Here is a 19,990-nt window from a genome sequence, read left to right on the forward strand (position 1 = left end):
CCACACACGGGCATCCGCCCGTACCGACCCCCACCCCATATCCACCACAACGCCAAAACTGCCCAACCGTCAACGAAAGAACCGTTGCAGTACTAGGCCGTGGCGAAGTCCGGGAGTTCGGTGGACAGGAGCTCCTCGGCGCCGTTGTCCAGGAGCTCCTGCATCCGGGTCGAGCGGGGCAGCATGGTCTTCTCGTAGGCCCGGACGGCGTCTGCGACGGTGGGCTGGTCCGCGAGGGCGAGGGCCAGTTCGCAGGCGTCGAGCAGGGCCAGGTTGACGCCGACGCCGAGCGGGGGCATGAGGTGGGCGGCGTCGCCGAGGAGGGTGACGGTGGGGTTCGGCTCCCAGGTGTGCGGGACGGGCAGGGCGTTGATGGGGCGGTCGACGTAGCGGCCGTCGTTGTCGCTGATCAGGCGGCGCAGGGCGGGTGACCAGTCGCGGTACTGCTCCAGCAGGTGGGCGCGGATGGCCTCGGTGTCGCCCGTCAGGCCGTTCGCGGCGATCCAGTCGGCGGGGACGCGCTGGATGAGGTAGACGCGGATGTGGCCACCGCTGTTGCGCTGGGCGAAGAGGCCGCGCTCGCCGTCGGCCGCGGCGGCGCCGCCCTGGCCGACGAGTTCGGCGATGGCGGGGTGGCGGGTTTCGACCTCGTGGAACCAGGCTTCGAGGAAGCTGACTCCGGTGTACGCGGGGAGCGCCGGGGAGAGGGCGCGGCGGACCTTGGACCAGGCGCCGTCGGCGCCGATGACGAGGTCGGCTTCGATGGCGGTGCCGTCGTCGAAGTGCACCTGCCGGGGGCCCTCCTCGGGGCCTTCGACGGACCACAGGGTGTGGCCCCAGTGGACGGTACCGGGCTCCAAGGAGTTCAGGAGGAGGTCGCGGAGGTCGCCGCGGTCGATCTCCGGCTTGAAGCGCTCGCCCTCGTCGGGGGTGTGGTGGAAGAGCATCGTGCCGGCCGGGTCCAGCTGGCGCATTTCCTGTCCCTCGGGGCGGGAGAGCCTGAAGAACTCCTCCAGGAGTCCGGCTTCGCGCAGGGCGATCTGGCCGTTGTCCTCGTGGAGGTCGAGGCTGCCGCCCTGGTTGCGGGCGCCGGGACCGCTCTCGCGGTCGTAGACGGTGACGGCGACGCCGTGGCGCTGGAGGATGCGGGCGCAGGTCAGCCCGCCGGGACCTGCTCCGATGATCGCGATGCGGGGTGTGGTGGTGGTCGTGTTCATGGTGGCGCTCCGTTCGTACGGTCGGCAGTGCTGCCGCGTGGAGGGGCGGGGGCGGGGGCGGGGATATCAGCCGGCCGGGGTGGCGGCGGCCTTTTCGGGGGTGGCCGTGGGTGCCGGCGGTCCGGCCTTCTTCAGCGGGACCTCGATGACGAAGAGCGCGGCGATGAAGGCGAGGGCGCAGAGGATCGCGGCGGTGAGGAAGATGCGGCCGGTACCGTCCGTGACCGCGGTGAGGTAGGCCTCCTTGGCCCCGGCGGGCAGGTTCCGCAGGGTGTCCGGGCCGGTGTCCGCGCCGGCCGGCAGGGCGGGCTGTACGGCGCGGGTGAACAGGGAGCCGAAGACGGCGACGCCGAGGGACCCGCCCAGGGTGCGGAAGAGGTTGACCGAGCTCATGGCCGCGCCCATGTCGCGCAGGGAGACGCTGTCCTGGGCGATGGTGCCGGCCATCTGCAGGGTGAAGCCGAGGCCGATGCCGACGAGGATCATGTAGAGGCCGGTCAGCAGGGACGAGGTGGAGGCGTCCATGGTGGCCAGCAGGCCGAGGCCCGCGGTGAGGAAGAGCGTGCCGACGACGGGGAACATCTTGTACTTGCCGGTGGCGGACATGACCTTGCCGGCGAGGGTCGAGACGATCACGACGGGAAGCATCATCGGGAGCATCAGCAGACCGGAGTTGGTGGCCGAGGCGCCCTGGACGGTCTGCTGGAACAGCGGCAGGTAGAGGCCCGCGCCGAACATGACCACACCGGCGGCCAGGACCAGGACCATCGCGAGCGGGTAGTTGCGGTGCCCCGTGAACACGCTCAGCGGCAGCAGCGGTTCGCCGACGCGCTTCTCCACCTGGATGAACAGGGCCAGGGACACGATCGCGGCGGCGCCCAGCGACAGGATCTGCCACGAGCCCCAGGCGTAGGTGCTGCCCGCCCAGGTGGCGGCCAGGACGATCGCGGTGATGGAGAGCGTCAGCAGGGCGATGCCCGCCCAGTCGATCTTCGCTTGGATGCGGCGGGCGGGGATCCGCAGCTTCCGCCACAGCCACACCAGGGCGACCAGGCCGAGCGGGAGGTTGATGTAGAAGGCCCAGCGCCAGTCGAAGTGGCCGGTGACGAATCCGCCCAGGAGCGGTCCTCCGATGGTGCCGATCGCCATCACGGAGGCGGTCATGCCCTGGTACTTGCCACGCTCCCGGGGCGGCACGAGGGCTCCGATCAGCGCGAAGGCGCCCGCGCCGATCCCTCCGGCGCCGACGCCCTGGACGACGCGGTAGGCGATCAGCTCGCCCATCGAACCGGAGGTCCCGCAGAGGGCGGATCCGATGATGAACACGGCGATCGAGGCCAGGTACATGGGCTTGCGGCCGAAGAGGTCGCCGAACTTGCCCCAGACCGGGGTGGTGACGGCGGTGACCAGGGTGTAGGCGGTGACGACCCAGGAGATGTGCTCCAGGCCGCCGAGGTCGCCGACGATCGTGGGCATCGCGGTGCTGACGACCATGTTGTCGAGCATCGACAGCAGCATCGCGAGCATCACGCCGAGCAGTACCCAGCGCACGTTCTTGGGCACGGCCGTGGGTCCGGCCGACGGGTCGGCGGAGGGGAGGGATGTGGTCGTGGACATGACTGATCACCCCTTTCGGGCGTAGGGGAACGAGAAGGAGGCGGAGCGGGGGCGTGTGGAGCGGCGGCCCGGCTCACCTGTCCAGAACACCACACCGGATCAATAAGTGCAACAGCTCAACTTATGAACCCGTAAAACTTAGGCCGAGGGGCGGACCCCCTCGGGGTGAAGGAAGGCCGAGCGGGCATCCGCCGTCCTGCGGTCCGTCTACTGTGCGGACAACGGCGAGCCGCACATCGCGGCGACCTGAGGAGGAATCCCGTGGCATCGCAGTACGACCCCGAGCACGCTCCCGCGGGTGATGTGGGCGCGGCGCTGTTGATGATCGATTCCCGGCTCAAGGGCATTCACGACGGCAAGACCGGCATGGATCCCGAACAGCGGGCCCTGATAGCCCAGTACGCCTCGTCGCTCAGCGACAGGGAGGCCGACGACCTGCTCGACGGAGCGTGCACGCTCATCTACATGTTCATGATGTGGCTGCGCCGGGCCCACGAGGAGCACGGCAAGGACGTAATCGAGTACGTCGTTCCGAACATCGTGGCCACGATGCGCATGATGCCCAGGAGCGTGCGCCCCGAGACCATTCCCACCATGGCCGGACTCGTCATCGCCGCGGGCACCGGCCTGAGCCCCAACCTGTGGCGCAAGCAGTTCGGAGACTGGCGCGAGGCAGAGATGAATCCGCTCGAAGCCACGGCCTTCCTGCTCGCGGAATACATCAACCGCATGACCGGCGACCCCGACTTCGCGACCCGCCTGATCACCGATGCCCTGGCCGGCGCCGAAGAGGACTGAAGCGCGTCACCCGCCCTCGTGCGGCAGCCCTGGGGGGCGATCATGGGGTTTCCGTGGTGTGGTGCCGGGGGCGCCGATGAGTTTTCCCGCGACCGGCTGTCTATCCCTGTGGAAGACCGAAACCCCAGCAGCCGCCCCGGAAGGGTGAGGAACATGAAGTACATGATCCAGATGAACGTGCCTGCCGCCGAGTGGGACGCCATCATGTCGGCGTACTCCGAGGAGGACATGAAGGTCATGTTCGCCCACATGGGAGCTCTCAACGAGGACATCATCGCCGCCGGCGAGTGGGTGGACGGTCAGGGCCTCGGCGGTCCCTCGCTGGTCAAGACGGTACGGGCGGGAAGCGACGGCCGGCCGCAGGTGACCGACGGGCCGGCCCGGGAAGGGCAGATCCTGGCCGGGTACTGGCTGGTCGACGTCAAGAGCCAGGACCGGGCCCTGGAGATCGCCGCACGGGCATCGGCCTGCCCCAGCGCGGGTGGAAAGCCGGGCAGCGACCCGGTCGAAGTGCACCCGATCCCCGAGGGCCCGCCCCAGGCCTGAGCCGAGCGGTCCGGGGCGGTCCGGGCGGGCCCGGGGCTACGGCGAACTCGACTTCGTCCCAGGCGGGGCCGTCGCAGGCGGGGTCGTCCCCTGCGGGGCCGTTCCCGCCGGGGACGGGGCCCGGTCCGCGACGAGGCGGACCGCCGCGATGGTGAGGTCCGGGTCGTGGAGCTGCACGTAGTGGTCGCTGCCGGTGGCCAGCAGGTGCGGGGTCTGCGGCCGCAGGCCCACCAGAGCCTGCTGCGCCGTGGGCCAGGCCTTCTCCAGCTTCGCCACCAGGTCCTTGGACATCGTGGGCGGTACGGCGAAGGGCTCGGTCTTGCTGAGGACCGCGACGGGAACCGGCGGCAGCGGCCCGCCGCGGTCGAGGGCGCCGACCCCGCCCTCGATGTCGACCTGCTCGAACCGCGGATCGGCGTCGAAGGGCGTACCGGGATGCCGCAGCTCTTGCACGTACGCCGCCCAGTCCGCGCCCATCGCGGGCTTCAGCGCCGGCCCCAGCGCGTCGACCAGGACGAGCCCGCGCGTCCGCTCCGGATGCTCCTGCGCGTAGCCCAGCGCGAGCATCCCGCCGAAGGAGTGCCCCACCAGCAGGTACGGGCCGGGCACGTGCCCGGCCGTCAGCACCCGGTCCAGGTCCTCGACCATGGCGGGCAGAGCCCGGGTGCCCCGTACGGGCGTGCTGCGGTCGGTCAGCTCAGGGGGCTGCGTATAGCGGAGCGTCCCCGGCCGGTCGTAGGTGCACACCCGGGTGAACGCCGCGATGCCCGGCAGCACCGCCGGGGCCTTCGGCACGGGCGGGGTGGTGTCGGTCAGGGTCCACGAGTCGGAGGACTCGTGCAGCCCGGACAGCAGCACCACGGTCGGACTGCCCGAGCCCGAGCAGTGCAGGTACAGGCTCCGCCCGCCGCCGATGGACACGGACTGCCCGGTGTCCTCGCCGCCGGGCGGCGGCGCGGCGGCCGCCAGCAGTACGGCGGCCACCGCGGCCACCGCCGCAGCCGGCACGCGCCTTCGCATACCCCAAGCCTCCCTCGCGCCCCTCGACCCCGCCATCCGGGCCCGGTGCTCGGGAAGCGGCCGGTCAGACCATCAGCAGCAGCCGGGTGTTCGACACGAGCTTCCGGTTGACGCTGGTGCTCTGGACGAAGATCGTGAACTCGTCGTTGTGGTCCGGCTTCACCCGTGCCTCCACGGCGGGCAGTCCGAGCAGGGCCCGGGCCTCCGGCCCCGTGTACACCCGGTCCGTCTTCTTCTCCAGCACCGCGATCTGCTTCTTCGCCTGGATCTTCTCCGGCTTGCTCAGCTGGTAGAAGGCCCCACCCGTGCGGTAGGTGTGCCCGGACTCGACGACCCATTCCCGGATCGCCGCGTCCCGGGCCACCGGGATCAGCTCGTACGCCGAGGGGTCCGCCGGAGTGAGGCCGGCCGCCTCGATGGTGTCCTTGTTGACCACCTCCGCGCCCGTGGAGAACACGGCCCGCGAACCCCGGATGCCCTTCGCCCGGCCCACCATGAACTTCTCGGTGGCGTCCTTGATGACCTGCCCGGCCTCCTCCAGACCCTGCGTGCTCGTGGCGTCCCAGATGGCGATGTTCTCCTTCGGGAACCCGCACTGCATCGCCTCGCGCCTGCCCATCTGGTCCGGTACGAGGACGGCCAGGGTCCAGTTGTCCTCCTGCTTGTCGATCATCTCGGCCACGGCCTTCACCAGGGCCTGCGGATCGCGGGAAGGGGCGCCGGGGGAGCGGTGGCTGGCGTTCTCCTGACCGTCGGTCAGCACGAACGTCAGGAAGCTGTGGTCGCCGTACAGCTGAGCGGTCTGCGCCAGCTCGCGCTGCGACTTCAGCGAGGCCGCGAGCAGCGCCGTCATTCCACCGGTCCGGTACAGCTGCTTCAGGGACGGCATCCGCAGCACGTCCTTGTCGTAGACGACGCACTCCACCTTGTCCGCGAAGACGTACACGGTGACGCGCGTCTCCTGGTCCAGTTCGCCCGACCGGCGGGCCAGGTAGGCGATCTGCTGATCGGCGACCTCGACGACCTTGCGGCTGAGGTGCGACATGGACGAACTGGCATCCAACACAAGAGCGACGTGGTTGATGTAGTTCTGGTTTCCGGACATGGAAGCTCCCCCTCGTTTCCGACTGGATGCTCCTACCGTCTCATCCGCCACTGACAATCGACCGGGGCTCCGAAGCCCGGGCGAAGGCCCCCGCCCCGGCGCGAACGGGGGCGCACGAAAGCCCATGTGACGTGTCGAAACGTTACGCCAGTGGCGTTCGAGTGAACGGTCGTTCCTGGCGGCTCCGCCGGGCGTTGAATCCGCTGACGCGTCCGCCCATGGGGGCGTCGACAGATCCTTAAGTCCTTAGGGGAACCAATGCGTATTCGCTCTGCCGTCACCGCCTCCGTCCTCGCCGCCGGCATCCTGCTGGGCGGCGCCGGCGCGGCCCTGGCCAACGACGGTGTCGACATCGGCTACTTCGGTGGCGGCCACAAGGCCTTCTCGTCCAACTGCTCCTCCGCGGCCGCCGTCCCGGCGCCGTTCGGCCCCGCCTACACCTCCTCCTGCGCCAAGGACGGCGAGGCGGAGTGGGTCAAGGGCGGCCACCTCGGCGCCAAGTAGGGACCTCCGGCCCCGGCCGGAATGCGGGGGCGGTCGGACGGCAGCGTCCGCCGCCCCCGCGGTGTGCGCACCGTCAGCGGGCCCGGCCCCGCACCGCGAGCCGCCCCTGGTGCGGGCGCGGGCCCAGGTGCGGGCGTACGGCCAGGACGAGGACGAGCACCGCCGCCGCGAGGACCGCCACACCGCCGAGGCGCAGGATCGCGTCGTAGGCCGCCCCGGGCGAACGCTGCGGCGTCGTCGCCGAGATCCCCGCGGCCGCTCCGGCCAGCGCGGTCGCACCACCGGTGACCAGGAACGTCAGCAGCACTCCCGATGCCTCCCCGGCCCTGGCCGGCGGGACGAGCTGCTGGGTCGCCACGCTGGCGTAGGTCCAGCCCAGCCCGAGACCCAGTCCGCACCACGCGAACACCGGTACGTACAGCCACCAGGCGGAGACCAGGGTCAGCGCGTACATCCCCGTGCCCGCGCCGATCCCGGCGAGGGCCATCACCGTGGTCGGCCGCAGGTGGCGGCCCAGCCGCGCCCCCAGTGGCCCGCTGAGCGCCACGAGCAGGGCCGGGGCCAGGAAGACCGTGCCGGCCAGCAGCGGCGAGAGCCCCCGCACGCCCTGGAGGTAGAGGGTGGCGAGGAAGACGGTGACCCCGTAGCCCATGTTCGTGAGCGTGCCCATCCCGGTGACCAGCACGTACGGGACGTCGCGGAACAGCCCCAGGTCGATCAGCGGGTGCCGGGCCAGCCGCTCCCGGACCAGGAACAGCCCGCCGCTCACCACCGCCACCGCGAAGCCGAGGAAGACGCGGGCGCTGCTCCAGCCCCAGGCGTCCGCGCGCTCCACGGTCAGCGTGACGGCGGCCAGCGCGCCGACGACCAGGGCGCAGCCGAGCACATCGAGCTCGCGCGGCGCCGAGGCATCGCGCGAGTCCGGGACGTACACGAGGGCGGTGAGCAGCGACAGCAGGCTCAGCGGCGCCATCAGCCAGAAGATCCAGCGCCAGCCGGGCCCCTCGGTGAACCCGCCGCCCACGAAGGGCCCGATCGCGGTCCCGATGTTGGCGACGCCGAAGACGCCGCCCAGCGCCCTGGCGCGCGACTCCTCGGGGAAGGTGTTGGTGATCACCGAGACGGCCACCGGGAAGACGAACGCCGCACCCACCCCCTGGGCGATCCGGGCCGCGACCAGCGGACCGAGGCCGGGAGCCAGCGCGCACCCCACGGTTCCGGCGGTGAACAGGGCGGTTCCCGCCAGCAGAGTGCCCCGCCGGCCGAAGACGTCGCCCACCCGGCCGCCGATGATGAAGAAGCAGCCGATGGCGAGCATGTACGCGGACAGGGTCCACTGCGCCGCCGACACGGTGACTCCGAGCTCCGCCGCGATGCCGGGGATGGCGAGGTTGAGCGCGAAGAAGTCGAGCTGGATGCAGAACAGGGCTACGGCGACCGCGATGAAGGCCCCTTTACGCACCGCCGTGGACGCTTCCGCGTGCATGGGGGCGTCCTCTCTGCGGTCCGCGCCGTGGGGTCCCGCGGTCCGCGCTGTGCCGTCCCGCGGTCAGCGGGGTGCCACGGCTCCGGAGTCCGGGGACTGCTGGAGTCCTGACGCGTCGACCGCCTCGAAGTCCGAGCCCTTGAAGGCCTTGAGCGCGTTGAGCTGGGCGTTGTCCCAGCCGGGGTTCTCCTCACCGGTGAGGTACCAGGGTGACCCGTTGTCGGCGACGATGGCCCCGTACGTCTTGAGTGCCTCGGCGACGGCCCGGGCCTGGGGCCCCAGCGCCGAGGTGTCCACCGAGCTCTTGAGCCGCAGCCGCAGCCCCATGGGCGGCAGCGAAGCGTCCGCCGCGGCACCCGCCTGGTGCCGGGCCGGCCAGACGTAGCTCTGATCCGTGCGGGGGACGGTCATCCGGATCGCGTGGTCGACCTGCCCGGCGGCGGCCTCCTCGTAGCGGACCAGCCCGGGCAGGATCGCGAGGCCGGCGGCGTCGGCGGACGTCCAGCCGGCGGGCCGCAGCGCGTTGCTCCGCAGGTCGAAGACGGCGCCCGAGCCGGCCTGCCAGGCGTGATCGCCCTGCTGCCGTGCGTTCCAGAGCTCGTAGGACTTGCAGAGCGCGCGGTCCCAGACGACGACGTGGCGGTCCCCGGTGCTCGCCGGACCGTTCTCGACCGCGGCGTCCTGGGGGATCCGGTACCCGGACGCGTCGCTCTCCCCGGCGATGTCCAGCGCGACCTGGGATTCGGGCACCGTCGTGTCCGAGACGGTGATGGGGATGCCGAAGGGCTGACCGTCGACGAGCCCCGCCCCGAAGTCCGGGTGCAGGGGCTCGGCGGCACCGATCGAGGAGACGTACCGGGCCGAGTCCGGGTGCACGGGCAGCGTGTCCACGGGAGCGTGCCAGAAACTGTCCGGCGGAGCGGTCCGGCAGGAGGCGGCGTCCTGCGGGCCGGCGGCCACCAGGCACGCGGCGGCGAGGGTGGCGACGAGGACGAGGACGGGCGTCCGGCGCCTCGAGCGGAGTGCGGCTCCGTGCACCGTCGTCATGGCCTCACCTCGTCCGGAGGATGCGGACCGGCGTCCGCCGCCCGCGCCCGCTGTTGTCCCGGTGATCCCCTCCAGCGTAGGCACGTTCCGGCGCCAACGCCCCGTGCCCGGCCCCTGCGGAAGCCTCGGGCGCTGGTGCTTTCGGTGGGGCGTCAGGCGGCCTGGGGGTGTGCGGCGCGCTCCTGGCGCCCCACGAGTGCTCCCGATGGCCCGTTGTGGCCGAGGAGCGTCCTGCGTCGCATGAGACGGCCCGGTCAGGACCACGAGGTGACCACACTCATGCCCGAAACGCGGACGTACGAAGCCGGACGCGCCGTAGGCGGGGGCGCACAGCCCCCGTCCGAACGCCGCCGGTATCCCCCCTCGGCGCAGCCCCCTTCGGTCCGGCCCTGCGCGACATCGGGCTCCGGGCGGATGAGATCGCCACCCCGGTCCAGGCCAGGAGGCGGGTCGACGCGATGTGCGGCTGCTTCCTCGCCGAGACCCGCATCGGCGTCGCCCCGACAAGCGCCGTGAAGCCGCAGGACGTGAGCGACTACCTGCTCACCCGCCTGCACTCCGGAGGGGCGCCGACGGTACCTGTGCTCCCGGAGGAGGTCGGTGCCGCACCGCTGTGGCAGGCGAGCCGCAGCGGCAAATTAATCGCCCTCCTGGAAGGCCCGTACGGCCCGGAACCGGGAGCAGGGCCAGGTGCGGGGTCAGGGGCTGCACGCCGTCTCCGTGCTCCGGGAGTCGACCACGCGCCGATTCCTGTACCCGGGCAGGCAGACGCCGAAGGCTCCGGCAGACCCACGGAACCAGTGGTACCTAGAAGCGTTCACCAGTACCTCCGCAGCGCACGGGACTGGTCCGAGGAGCCCTCCCGCCATCACGCGGGAGGGCCGGAAGGCGGCCATCGCCGGTCCCCGGGAGCCGGAGCCGAGTCCGGCCCCCGGAGAAGACCCTCCCCGCACCCCCGCCGTCAACCGCCGGGGCCGCGCCAGATGTTGTCGAAGGCGGCGTTCTCGATGGCCCGGCGCTGCCGTACGCCCGCCAGCTCCACCACGGCGTCACTGACGGCGGCCAGCACCGTCGCGACGGTGTCGTCGGCCACCTCCGGAGCGTCTCCGTCCTGTTCGCCGCCGCCCCCGAGCGACTCCACCAGGAGCACCAGCACGGCATCCTGCGACCGCCACCGCTCCTGCGCCCGTCGGTGGTCGGTGGAGTCGGCCGGCACCAGGTCGCCGGCCCGGAGGGAGAACCCGCGGCGGCGTTGCCGTACGAGCTGTCCTTCCTCCTCGAGGACTGCCTCGTAGTGCGCGGACAGGCCGAGCCCGCGGCGCCACAGCCAGTCGGCGACGGACTCGTACGGCTCCTCCCGGACGAGCGAGGCCGCTGCCGCCTCCAGCAGTGGGTCGCCCGGCGCCGCCTGCTCACCGGGCACGAGGAGATCGCCGTCCAGCCCGACGGCCCCGGCGGCGAGGAGGTCGACCACCTCGGCCCCGGCGAGCGCGAGCGACAGCTCGCCCTGCTCGGCCTTCCGGCCGGACTCCGTTTCCATGGCGATCATCAACAAGTCCCGCGGTGTGGTCATCAGGGGCTCCTCTCAACCGTGCGGGCAGGGCGCTGACCCATTGTCGATCAGCTTGGCCGCACAGGGGCGGGACCGCCCCCGGCCGTTCGCAAGACGTCACATTCTCGCTCCCGGGCCGGGTGGCCGCGCCGGCCGCGGCGGACCGCGCCTTTCTATCGCCAACCTGCACTGTTCCTAGAATGGCCCCGTGGAGGACATCGATGTGATCGCGTTGCTGCAGGAACCGGTGCGACGCCGTCTGTACGAGTACGTGGTGGCGCAGGGCCGCGAGGTCGGACGCAACGAGGCCGCCGAGGCGACCGGGGTCGCGCGCACGCTCGCCGCGCACCATCTGGACAGGCTGACCGAGGCCGGGCTGCTGGAGAGCGGCAGCCGCCGCCTGACCGGCCGTTCCGGGCCGGGGGCGGGCCGCCCCGCCAAGGTGTACACGCGGGCGCGGGTCGAGCGCTCGGTGTCGCTGCCCGCCCGGGACTACCGCACGGCCGCCGAGCTGCTCGCCGAGGTCGCCGAGCAGGCGGGGCTGGACGCCGTGCTCACTGAGGCCGCCCGCCGCCGGGGCGAGGCCCTGCGCGGCTCGGCGGCGCCCTGCGGCGGCCTCGAAGAGGCGATGGAGATGCTGGCCGCCCGCGGCTACGAACCGCACCTGGAAGGCGCCGAGGCCCCGGGGGACGCCGGGGAACCCGAAGTCGCCGAGGCCGCGGCCGGGGCGGCCGCACGGGTCGTCCGCATGCGCAACTGTCCCTTCCACGCCGTCGCCGAGCGCTTCCCGCCGCTCGTCTGCGGCATGAACCTGGCCCTGCTGGAAGGGCTGCTCGGTGCGGACGGTCCCGTCCGTGCGCGGATGGACGCCAGGCCGGGGGAGTGCTGCGTGGTGGTCGAGCCTTCTAAAAATAATGAGCATTGACATAGAAAAGTCGGCCGTGTTGGGATGAGGTCATGACCGCATCCACATCCACGTCCACGCATGCCGCGCACCTCGCCCAGCTCAACGTCTCCACGCTCCGCCACCCCTTGGACGACCCCCGCATGGCGCCCTTCGTCGAGATGCTCGACCCGGTCAACGCCGCCGCCGACGGCGCGCCCGGCTTCGTGTGGCGGCTCGCGGAAGAGGGGGCGGGCGACGCCACCGGCCTGCGCCCGGCCGGCGAGAACGTCATCGTCAACCTGTCGGTGTGGGAGACCCAGGAGGCGCTGTGGGACTTCGCCTACCGCAGCGGGCACTTGGAGGTGATGCGGCGGCGCCGCGAATGGTTCGCACGGCACGTCGAGGCGCACATGGTGCTCTGGTGGGTCCCGGCCGGGCACGTCCCGACCGTCGGGGAGGCCCTGGAGCGACTCGCGGAGCTGCGGGCACAGGGGCCCTCCCCGCACGCGTTCACCTTCGCCTCCTCCTACACCGCCGCCGAGGTCGCGCAGCACCTCCGGGACGCGCCGCAGGGACGGCCCGAGCGGGCCGCACCGGGCGCGTGGGCGACGCTTGCGGGGGACTCGCCGGGGGTCTGAGCCATCGGAGCTGTCGGAGCCTTCGCCGCCGGGGCGTGCACGCTGCCATCGGGCAGGTTGACCCCGTAGGGCAGGACACGCCCTACGGGAGCAGCTCCAGGGTGATGTGCGGGGACAGCGCGCGCAGGAAGTCGGGCGCGTCGAAGATCTCGCCGGCGGAGGCCACGCCGACCGTGCGGGTGCGGCCGGTCAGGACCCGGTCCAGGGCCTCCACGACCAGGGGGGCCGTGACGGCGTAGATGTCCTGACCGCGGGCCACGGCGCGGCGGTCGACGCCGCCCGAGCGGACGACCACGTCGACGAGGAACGTCTGGTCGGACCGCCCGCTGTCGTCGGTCGCCGAAGGCTCCGGCGTGCCGGGGGCCGCGATGTCGCGGACCGCCTCGACCGTCATGTAGGTGGTCACCTCCGGGATCGCCAGGTGGCTGGGCACGGTCACCACGTCGGCCATCGTGAACTCCCCGATCACCTGCCGGGCACCCAGCGGTTCGGGGAAGGGCCACGAGAGGGTGGGCGCGGCGTCCGTGCGGTACTCCCACTGCCCGCCCGTGTAGCGCATGCGCCGCTCGCCGCGCCGCTCCCGTGAGACCGCGCCCGACAGCCGGGTCCCGGCGGTGGGGTGCCAGCTGCTCAGGGCGTACGCGATGTGCGCCTCCTCGGCCTCGGACCAGTCGCCCATCGCCGCGGTGGCCAGCAGGTCGCCGAGACCGCCGAAGAAGGCCATCGCCGGGACGACCACCGCTCCGGCCTCCCGCGCCCGGTCGGCGAAGTGCGCGAAGGTGTCGATGTTGGCCTCGAGCTCGGCAGCCACGTCCAGGTAGGGGATCCCGGCCCGCAGGGCCGCCTCGATCACGGGGCCGGTCGTCGAGGCGAAGGGCCCCGCGCAGTTGATCACGGCGGCCGTGCCGGCGAGTGCGCGGTCCAGGGCGTCGGGGTCGTCCACGGTCGCGGGCCGGGCCTCCAGGCCGGTCTCGTAGGACAGCGCCTTGAGCTTTTCGCTGTCGCGGCCGGAGAGTACCGGCACGAACCCGCGCTCCACCAGCTCCGCCACCACGAACCGCCCGGTGTGCCCGTACGCGCCGAACACCGCCACCGTCTGACCTGATCCCATGATCCCGCTCCCCGTCCCTCGCCCTGACACGAATGACCCGGCCGCAGGCCCTCCGGGCCCGCCGCGCTCCGTCAGGAACATCCTGTCGCGGACGGCGGTTCCCACACCACTGTCCGGAACGACACGACCCGTACACTTCCGGACATGACCACCGTCGCGCTCGCCGTCACCGACGGCATGCTGCACTTCGAGCTGTCCCTGGCCTGCGAGGTCTTCGGCTCCGACCTGACCCATCTCGTGGACCCCTGGTACGAGTTCTCGCTCTGCGGACCGGGCGCCGTACGCATCGACCGCTTCCGCCTGGAACCCGACCACGGACTCGACCACCTCGCGCGGGCGGACACCGTGATCGTCCCCGGCTGGGCCGACGTGGACCGGGACCCGCCGGCCGAACTCATCGACGCGGTGCGCGCGGCCCACCGGGCCGGCGCGCGCGTGGCCTCCCTGTGCACGGGCGCCTTCGTGCTGGCCGCCGCCGGCCTGCTGGACGGCAAGCGTGCGACCACGCACTGGTCGCACACCGAGGAACTGGCCAGACGCCACCCCCTGGTCACCGTGGACCCCGATGTCCTCTACGTGGACAACGGCAGCGTGCTCACCTCCGCGGGCAAGGCCGCCGCCATGGACCTGTGCCTGCACCTGGTGCGCCTCGACCACGGCTCCTCGGCGGCCAACAAGATCGCCCGCCGCCTGGTCGTCCCCCCGCACCGCGACGGCGGCCAGGCCCAGTTCGTCACCACCCCCGTGCCCGCCCCCGGCAACCACCCACTCGCCGACCTGTTCCCCTGGGCGCTGCAACGCCTCGACGAGCCGCTCACCGTGGAAGACCTGGCCCGCCGGGCCCGGATGAGCTCCCGTCATCTGGGCCGCCACTTCAAGTCGGTGACCGGAACCACCCCGTTGCAGTGGCTGCTCACCCAGCGCATCCGCCATGCCCAGGAGCTGCTCGAAACCACCGACGACACCGTCGACACCATCGCGGCGGCCACCGGCATGGGCACCGCCACCACCCTGCGCCGCCACTTCGCCCGCACGGTGGGCGTCCCGCCGGACGCCTACCGCCGCACGTTCCGCTCCCGGAGCGCCCCGGTCCTGACGACGGCGTGAGCGGATCCCTGTACCTTTCCGATCGTCTCGATCGGTACGATCGCATCGATCGAGGCGATCACAGGATTCAGGAGAACCGTTGACGCCACCGGAGCCCGCTCCCTAGATTCGCGGCATGGCGACCACCCCCGAGGACCTTCCCGCGGCGACGGAACCCCGATCCGCAACGGCTTCCGCCTGGTGGCGGAGCGCCGCGATCTACCAGATCTATCCGCGCAGCTTCGCGGACGGCAACGGCGACGGGATCGGCGACCTGGCCGGGATCCGTGCGCGCCTCCCTTACCTGCGGCGGCTCGGTGTGGACGCGGTGTGGATCAGCCCCTGGTACCCGTCCCCGATGGCGGACGGCGGGTACGACATCGCCGACTACCGGGACATCGACCCGGTGTTCGGCACCCTTGCGGAGGCGGAGGCGCTGCTGTCCGAGGCCCACGCGGCGGGCATCCGGGTGCTCGTCGACATCGTCCCCAACCACTGCTCGGACCGGCACCCCTGGTTCCGCGCGGCCCTCGCGGCCGGCCCCGGCTCGCCCGAGCGCGCACGGTTCTGGTTCCGCCCCGGCCGCGGCGAGCACGGCGAACTGCCGCCCAACAACTGGCAGTCCGTCTTCGGCGGCCCCGGCTGGCGGCGGGTGACCGAGGCCGACGGCACGCCCGGCGAGTGGTACCTGCACCGCTTCGCTCCCGAACAGCCCGACTTCAACTGGGACAACCCCGAGGTCCACGCGGAGTTCGAGTCGATCCTGCGGTTCTGGCTGGACCGGGGCGTGGACGGCTTCCGCATCGACGTCGCCGACCACCTGGTCAAGGACCCGGAGCTGCCCGACCACGAGGGCGGACCCAGCCCCTGGGCCGACCAGGACGGCGTCCACGACATCTACCGCGCGTGGCACAAGGTCCTCGACGGATACGACCACGATCCCGTCTTCGTGGGCGAGGTCTGGACCCCCGACCCGGAGCGCTTCGCCCGCTACCTGCGCCCCGACGAACTGCACACGGCGTTCAACTTCCCCTTCCTGCAGAGCCCCTGGGACGCGACCGCGCTGCGCACCGTCATCGAGGCGACGCTCGCCGAGCACGCCCCCGTCGGCGCCGCCGCCACCTGGGTCCTCTCGAACCACGACACCACCCGCCACGTCACCCGCTACGGGCGCCCCGACACCTCCTACGCCCTCGACGGCCGCCGCGTGCACGGCGTCCCCGCCGACCTCGCCCTCGGCCGCCGCCGGGCCCGGGCCGCGGCCCTGCTGACGATGGCCCTGCCCGGCTGCGTGTACGTCTACCAGGGCGACGAGCTCGGCCTGGAGGAGATCGAGGACATCCCGCCGGCGCTCCGCCAGGACCCCCGACGTACTTCCAGACCGCGGGCGAGGACCTCGGCCGGGACGGCTGCCGGATCCCCCTGCCCTGGGGGGACGAGGCCCCGGACGCGCCGTCCTGGCTGCCGCGGCCCGCCGAGTGGGCCGACCGGAGCGTGCGCGCGCAGAGCGCGGACCCGGACTCGATGCTCGGCTTCTACCGCCGGGCGCTGGCCCTGCGTTCCACCCGACCGGCCCTGCTCGACGGCGGATTCGCCTGGCTGCCGGCCCGGCCGGGCGTGCTCGCCTTCGCCCGCACCGCGGCCGGCAGCTCCGTACGCTGCCTGGTGAACCTTTCGGGCAGCCCGGTCCCGCTGCCGCGGCACACCGAAGTCCTCATCGCCGGCCGCCCTCTGGAGGACGGCCTCCTGCCCCCGGACGCCGCGGTCTGGCTGAGCTGACGGAGCTGAGCCGCCGGAGCCGCGCTCATGCGGCCGGGCCGGCGGAGCCGCGCCCTCCCGTACGGGTCCTGCGCGGCAGGGCGACGGCCGCCAGCGGCAGGGTGACGGCCAGGACGCAGCTCGCGACCGTGAAGGCCGCCGAGGTGGCCGCGACGGTGATGACGCCCGCGGCGTCGTCGGCGTCCGCGTTGGCGGCCAGCGCGAAGGCCCCCGCCGCCGCCAGCCCGACCGCGCCGCCCAGTTGCCGGATGCTCTGGCGCAGCACGGAGGCGTCCGGCCTCTTGTCCGGGGGAACCACGCGCATCAGGGCGGCGCTCAGAGCGGGGACCGGCAGTCCCGTCCCGAACCCCGTGAGGATCATCGCGGGCACCTGCCACGCGTACACGAGGGACGGCAGGGCGGCGGTCCAGGCGGCCGCACCGATCGCGGCGGAGGTCAGACCGAGCAGGACGGGCACCCGGACGGACCGGTAGCGGTCGTGCAGGTATCCGGAGAGGAAGGTTCCCGCCGCCGAGGCCGCGACCAGGGGGAGCAGGCAGGTTCCGGTGGCGAGGAGTGAGAGGCCCATGGCCTGGCGCAGGTACACCGTGCCGTGCACCAGCACGATCAGCTGCGGTCCCTGCACCAGAAAGGTGAGCACCACGGCCACGGCGTACGGGCGGACGGACAGGAGCCGCAGGTCGAGGAGGGGCCGGCGGGACCGCAGGATGAGCCGCACCGCCAGGAGCAGCACCCCGGCGCCGACCGCGAGCGCGGTCAGCGTCCTGACGTCGGTGACGCCCCAGACCCCGCACTGGTAGAGCCCGAGGACGAGCACCACCAGGGAGAAGATCACCACGAGGGGCTGGACCACGGACAGCGGGCCGCCGCCGGCCCGGTTGCCCAGCCGTGCCCGGGCGATCATCCACAGGCACGCGGCGCCCACGGGCAGGTTGACGAGGAAGACGGAGCGCCAGCCGAGGAGCTGGGTGAGGACCGCGCCCACGATCGGGCCGAGGACGAGGAACAGCTGCGCCAGACCGGCGTAGACGGCCAGGGCCCTGCCGCGGGACTCCTCCTCGTACACGTCCGTGATCACGGAGGTTGCCACGGGCATCATCAGCGCACCGCCGATGCCCTGCACGGCCCGCACCGCGACCAGGTACGGCTCGGCGGCCTCGCCCGGCGGGGCCAGGGCGCAGAGCCCCGACGCGACGGCGAACAGGGCAGTGCCGGCCCGGAAGGTGGTCAGCCGGCCGAACCTGCGGGCCAGCATGCCTCCGACCGGGACGAACGCCGCCAGCGCGAGGACGTAGACGAGCACCACGCCGTGCATCGCGAAGGTGGTGAGCCCGAGGCTGTGCGCCATCGGATCGAGGGCGACCGCGACGACGGTCTGGTCCAGGGAGACCATCCCCCCGACGCACCCCACGGCCGCGACGACGTAGCGCCTGCGGGGCGGCGGCGGGCCTTCGGGCACGTGCCGCAGTTGCGGAGTCGACTCCTGCTCCCGACGGGTCGAGCACCCCCGGCGCAGGGGGTGGGCGGGGTGCGGGCCTGGTCCCGGGGGCGGTCCGGCCGGATCGCGCGGCCAGGATCCGCGCCCGCCCAGTATGGGCGGTGCCGGCCGGTCCGGCGTGGACCGGAGCACCGGGCGTGGCGGCGGTCGCCCGGCGACTCCGCGGCCACGGACCTCCGCGGCCACGGACCTCTACGGCCACGGACCTCTGCGGCTACGGACCTCCGCGGCTACGGGCCTCCGGACCTCGGTGCCTACAGCACTCCGCCGCACTCCGCCGCACTCCGCCCCTACGGCGTGGCCCACATGCCGCCGAGCAGCAGCCGCAGTTGGCCGGCGAGCCGGCTGGCGTCGATCGCGTCGGCTGAGGTCAGGGCGAGGCGGGCGAAGTGTTCCGCGGAGGCGACCAGGGCGTGGGCGAGGATCTCGGGGTCCGGTGCGGGCCCTGCGCCGGGCGGCGCGGACGCGATCCACGCGGCGACCCTGCGCCGGAACCGCTCCCGGTCGGCCTCGATGCGGGCGTGGACGGCCGGGGGAGTGGCGGCCGGAGTCAGCAGGATCAGGCGCCAGGTGTCCGGGTCCTCGCGCAGCATGCCGGCCATCCGGTGCACCGCCTCGCAGGCGAAGTCGACCGGGTCGCGGGTGCGCAGGCCGTCGGGAACGCTCGCGAGCAGGCGGGTGAAGGCGCGTTCCTGCTGCCGGTCGAGGAGGGTGAGCAGCAGGGCGTCGAGGTCGCCGAAGGCCCCGTAGACGACGGAGCGGGCGACCTGCGCGCGTTTGGCGATCGCGTCGATCGAGACCCGGGCGTAGCCGTCGCTCACGATCACGGCGAGGGCGGCGTCCAGCAGTTGCTCGCGGCGTTCGACGATCGGGACGCGCGGAGCGTAGGGGCGCCGCCTGCGCGGCCTGTCGGTGGGAGACGTCGGTGTCGACACCTTGGCATCTTACGATAGTCGTGTCTTAATTTAAGACAGTCCTGTCTTATTGGGGGAGCGGTACGCACCCGCTGCCAGGAACACGAGGGAGCAGCCGGATGGCCCGACTGAACGGCACAGAGGTCGAACCGCACGCGGACTACGGGTTCTTCGGTCCCGGATCGGTGGTCTGGAAGGTCTGGAGCTACCCGACGGCGCCCACGGTGGGCTTCCAGCGCTCCGTGGTCGTGGAGGAGCTCGACCCGCCGCTGGTGGCCGCGGTGCACGGCACCCAGGGCATCTACGAGCGCACCCGCACCCGCTACGACCGCACCCTGCGCTACTTCGCCATGGTGGCCTTCGCCGGCTCGGACCAGGTGTGCAAGGCGGCGGACGTCCTGGTGAAGGTCCACTCGAAGGCCATAGGTCAGCTGCCTTACGGAGAGGGCACCTACGACGCCAACGACCCCGCCTCGCAGCTGTGGATCCAGCTCACCGGCTGGCACTCGATCCTCTACGCCTACGAGAAGTACGGGCCCGGCAAACTCACCGCCGAGGAGGAGAGGGAGTACTGGGAGTCCTGCGCCCTCGCCGCGGAGTTCCAGACCTGCTCGCCCGACGACGTCCCGCGCGACCGCGCGGGAATCCGGGCGTACTTCGCCCGCATGCGCCCGCGGCTGGAGGCCAGCCCGATCGCCCGGCAGGCCATGAGCCACCTCCTCGACACCGACGTGGTCCTCCCGCCGACACCGTGGTGGATGAAGCCGGCCCGGACGGTCGTCGCGCGCACCCAGCGGATCGCCACCATCGCCACCATGCCGCGGTGGATGCGGGAGATGGCGCAGATCCGGCAGTCGCGCCTCCTGGACGTGCTCGTCGTCCCGGTGATGCGGATGTCCTTCGCGCTCGCCCACCTCAGCCCCCGGGTCGAACTGTTCCTGCTGGGGATGCTCTCCCCGTCCGCGGTGAAGGTGATCGCGCCCGTCAAACTGCGGGTCCCGCCCCGTACCAAGGAGATCCTCACCCCGGAGCAGGCCCGCACCCGGTACGGCTATCCGAGGCCCGCCGAGGCGCACGCCGCGTTCAGGGCCCGCCAGGCGGCACGCGTCTTCGGCGACGGCAAGCCCCCGAGCGACCAGGGCCTCATCGAATCCCAGGAGGTCCTGGGCCCCCTGGCCTGACGCCC

At 72.5% G+C, this 19,990-nt stretch carries 17 protein-coding genes and 1 pseudogene; 8 read left to right on the forward strand and 10 right to left on the reverse strand.

Features of this window, described 5'->3' with window-relative positions; translation table 11 throughout:
* Positions 1-92: 92 nt before the first annotated feature.
* Both ACIA8F_RS32825 and ACIA8F_RS32830 read right to left on the reverse strand, forming a co-directional pair.
* On the reverse strand, positions 93-1,217 hold the full coding sequence (locus tag ACIA8F_RS32825) for an FAD-dependent oxidoreductase (protein WP_399384310.1): 1,125 nt from the start codon (positions 1,215-1,217) through the stop codon (positions 93-95).
* Positions 1,218-1,283: 66 nt separating this feature from the next.
* Positions 1,284-2,834, reverse strand: a complete 1,551-nt coding sequence (locus ACIA8F_RS32830) for an MDR family MFS transporter (protein ID WP_399384311.1) — start codon at positions 2,832-2,834, stop codon at positions 1,284-1,286.
* Between the two features lie 261 nt (positions 2,835-3,095).
* On the opposite strand from ACIA8F_RS32830, the gene ACIA8F_RS32835 reads away from it, so the two are divergent.
* Together ACIA8F_RS32835 and ACIA8F_RS32840 are read left to right on the forward strand one after the other, a co-directional pair.
* Positions 3,096-3,632, forward strand: coding sequence for a hypothetical protein (locus ACIA8F_RS32835; protein ID WP_399384313.1), 537 nt, complete (start codon positions 3,096-3,098; stop codon positions 3,630-3,632).
* Positions 3,633-3,785: 153 nt separating this feature from the next.
* Positions 3,786-4,178, forward strand: a complete 393-nt coding sequence (locus ACIA8F_RS32840) for a YciI family protein (RefSeq protein WP_399384314.1) — start codon at positions 3,786-3,788, stop codon at positions 4,176-4,178.
* A 36-nt stretch (positions 4,179-4,214) separates the two neighbouring features.
* Here the strand turns inward: ACIA8F_RS32840 and ACIA8F_RS32845 are convergent, their stop codons facing one another.
* Both ACIA8F_RS32845 and ACIA8F_RS32850 read right to left on the reverse strand, forming a co-directional pair.
* Positions 4,215-5,198: an alpha/beta fold hydrolase gene (locus ACIA8F_RS32845; RefSeq protein WP_399384315.1), complete on the reverse strand. Its 984-nt coding sequence runs from the start codon at positions 5,196-5,198 to the stop codon at positions 4,215-4,217.
* Positions 5,199-5,262: 64 nt separating this feature from the next.
* Positions 5,263-6,303 (reverse strand): VWA domain-containing protein, encoded by a 1,041-nt coding sequence (locus tag ACIA8F_RS32850; protein ID WP_399384317.1) that lies wholly within the window; start codon positions 6,301-6,303, stop codon positions 5,263-5,265.
* Between the two features lie 258 nt (positions 6,304-6,561).
* Between ACIA8F_RS32850 and ACIA8F_RS32855 the strand changes: the two genes are divergently transcribed.
* Positions 6,562-6,807: a hypothetical protein gene (locus ACIA8F_RS32855; RefSeq protein ID WP_399384319.1), complete on the forward strand. Its 246-nt coding sequence runs from the start codon at positions 6,562-6,564 to the stop codon at positions 6,805-6,807.
* A gap of 73 nt (positions 6,808-6,880) precedes the next feature.
* Here ACIA8F_RS32855 and ACIA8F_RS32860 read toward each other — a convergent pair whose 3' ends face one another.
* From ACIA8F_RS32860 to ACIA8F_RS32870, 3 genes are all read right to left on the reverse strand, one after another.
* Positions 6,881-8,293 (reverse strand): MFS transporter, encoded by a 1,413-nt coding sequence (locus ACIA8F_RS32860; protein WP_399384320.1) that lies wholly within the window; start codon positions 8,291-8,293, stop codon positions 6,881-6,883.
* 63 nt (positions 8,294-8,356) lie between these two features.
* Positions 8,357-9,340, reverse strand: a complete 984-nt coding sequence (locus tag ACIA8F_RS32865) for a hypothetical protein (protein WP_399384322.1) — start codon at positions 9,338-9,340, stop codon at positions 8,357-8,359.
* Positions 9,341-10,301: 961 nt separating this feature from the next.
* A complete protein-coding gene (locus tag ACIA8F_RS32870; RefSeq protein WP_399384323.1) occupies positions 10,302-10,913 on the reverse strand; it encodes a GPP34 family phosphoprotein in 612 nt (203 codons plus the stop codon).
* Between the two features lie 187 nt (positions 10,914-11,100).
* On the opposite strand from ACIA8F_RS32870, the gene ACIA8F_RS32875 reads away from it, so the two are divergent.
* Both ACIA8F_RS32875 and ACIA8F_RS32880 read left to right on the forward strand, forming a co-directional pair.
* Entirely contained in the window at positions 11,101-11,817 is a 717-nt protein-coding gene (locus ACIA8F_RS32875) for a helix-turn-helix transcriptional regulator (RefSeq protein ID WP_399384325.1), read from the forward strand.
* Positions 11,818-11,849: 32 nt separating this feature from the next.
* Entirely contained in the window at positions 11,850-12,416 is a 567-nt protein-coding gene (locus ACIA8F_RS32880) for a DUF3291 domain-containing protein (protein WP_399384326.1), read from the forward strand.
* Positions 12,417-12,498: 82 nt separating this feature from the next.
* On the opposite strand, the gene ACIA8F_RS32885 is transcribed toward ACIA8F_RS32880, so the two are convergent.
* Positions 12,499-13,527: a saccharopine dehydrogenase family protein gene (locus ACIA8F_RS32885; protein WP_399384327.1), complete on the reverse strand. Its 1,029-nt coding sequence runs from the start codon at positions 13,525-13,527 to the stop codon at positions 12,499-12,501.
* A gap of 144 nt (positions 13,528-13,671) precedes the next feature.
* Between ACIA8F_RS32885 and ACIA8F_RS32890 the strand changes: the two genes are divergently transcribed.
* Both ACIA8F_RS32890 and ACIA8F_RS32895 read left to right on the forward strand, forming a co-directional pair.
* Positions 13,672-14,634, forward strand: a complete 963-nt coding sequence (locus ACIA8F_RS32890) for a helix-turn-helix domain-containing protein (RefSeq protein ID WP_399384329.1) — start codon at positions 13,672-13,674, stop codon at positions 14,632-14,634.
* Between the two features lie 115 nt (positions 14,635-14,749).
* Positions 14,750-16,392, forward strand: a pseudogene (locus tag ACIA8F_RS32895) (glycoside hydrolase family 13 protein).
* Positions 16,393-16,417: 25 nt separating this feature from the next.
* Here the strand turns inward: ACIA8F_RS32895 and ACIA8F_RS32900 are convergent.
* Complete coding sequence (locus tag ACIA8F_RS32900; RefSeq protein WP_399384332.1) at positions 16,418-17,851, reverse strand: MFS transporter; 1,434 nt, start codon at positions 17,849-17,851, stop codon at positions 16,418-16,420.
* A 329-nt stretch (positions 17,852-18,180) separates the two neighbouring features.
* Positions 18,181-18,825, reverse strand: a complete 645-nt coding sequence (locus ACIA8F_RS32905; protein WP_399384334.1) for a TetR/AcrR family transcriptional regulator — start codon at positions 18,823-18,825, stop codon at positions 18,181-18,183.
* A 98-nt stretch (positions 18,826-18,923) separates the two neighbouring features.
* Between ACIA8F_RS32905 and ACIA8F_RS32910 the strand changes: the two genes are divergently transcribed.
* Entirely contained in the window at positions 18,924-19,985 is a 1,062-nt protein-coding gene (locus ACIA8F_RS32910) for an oxygenase MpaB family protein (protein ID WP_399384335.1), read from the forward strand.
* Positions 19,986-19,990 lie beyond the last annotated feature (5 nt).

The sequence above is a fragment of the Streptomyces sp. NPDC051563 genome, assembly GCF_044454225.1.
GTDB lineage: Bacteria > Actinomycetota > Actinomycetes > Streptomycetales > Streptomycetaceae > Streptomyces.

Bases quoted from the DNA above. Each gene is read 5' to 3' on its own strand.
- ACIA8F_RS32825 (WP_399384310.1), bottom strand. From the start codon at position 1,217: ATGAACACGACCACCACCACACCCCGCATCGCGATCATCGGAGCAGGT.
- ACIA8F_RS32830 (WP_399384311.1), bottom strand. From the start codon at position 2,834: ATGTCCACGACCACATCCCTCCCCTCCGCCGACCCGTCGGCCGGACCC.
- ACIA8F_RS32840 (WP_399384314.1), top strand. From the start codon at position 3,786: ATGAAGTACATGATCCAGATGAACGTGCCTGCCGCCGAGTGGGACGCC.
- ACIA8F_RS32845 (WP_399384315.1), bottom strand. From the start codon at position 5,198: ATGCGAAGGCGCGTGCCGGCTGCGGCGGTGGCCGCGGTGGCCGCCGTA.
- ACIA8F_RS32850 (WP_399384317.1), bottom strand. From the start codon at position 6,303: ATGTCCGGAAACCAGAACTACATCAACCACGTCGCTCTTGTGTTGGAT.
- ACIA8F_RS32855 (WP_399384319.1), top strand. From the start codon at position 6,562: ATGCGTATTCGCTCTGCCGTCACCGCCTCCGTCCTCGCCGCCGGCATC.
- ACIA8F_RS32860 (WP_399384320.1), bottom strand. From the start codon at position 8,293: ATGCACGCGGAAGCGTCCACGGCGGTGCGTAAAGGGGCCTTCATCGCG.
- ACIA8F_RS32865 (WP_399384322.1), bottom strand. From the start codon at position 9,340: ATGACGACGGTGCACGGAGCCGCACTCCGCTCGAGGCGCCGGACGCCC.
- ACIA8F_RS32870 (WP_399384323.1), bottom strand. From the start codon at position 10,913: ATGACCACACCGCGGGACTTGTTGATGATCGCCATGGAAACGGAGTCC.
- ACIA8F_RS32880 (WP_399384326.1), top strand. From the start codon at position 11,850: ATGACCGCATCCACATCCACGTCCACGCATGCCGCGCACCTCGCCCAG.
- ACIA8F_RS32885 (WP_399384327.1), bottom strand. From the start codon at position 13,527: ATGGGATCAGGTCAGACGGTGGCGGTGTTCGGCGCGTACGGGCACACC.
- ACIA8F_RS32890 (WP_399384329.1), top strand. From the start codon at position 13,672: ATGACCACCGTCGCGCTCGCCGTCACCGACGGCATGCTGCACTTCGAG.
- ACIA8F_RS32910 (WP_399384335.1), top strand. From the start codon at position 18,924: ATGGCCCGACTGAACGGCACAGAGGTCGAACCGCACGCGGACTACGGG.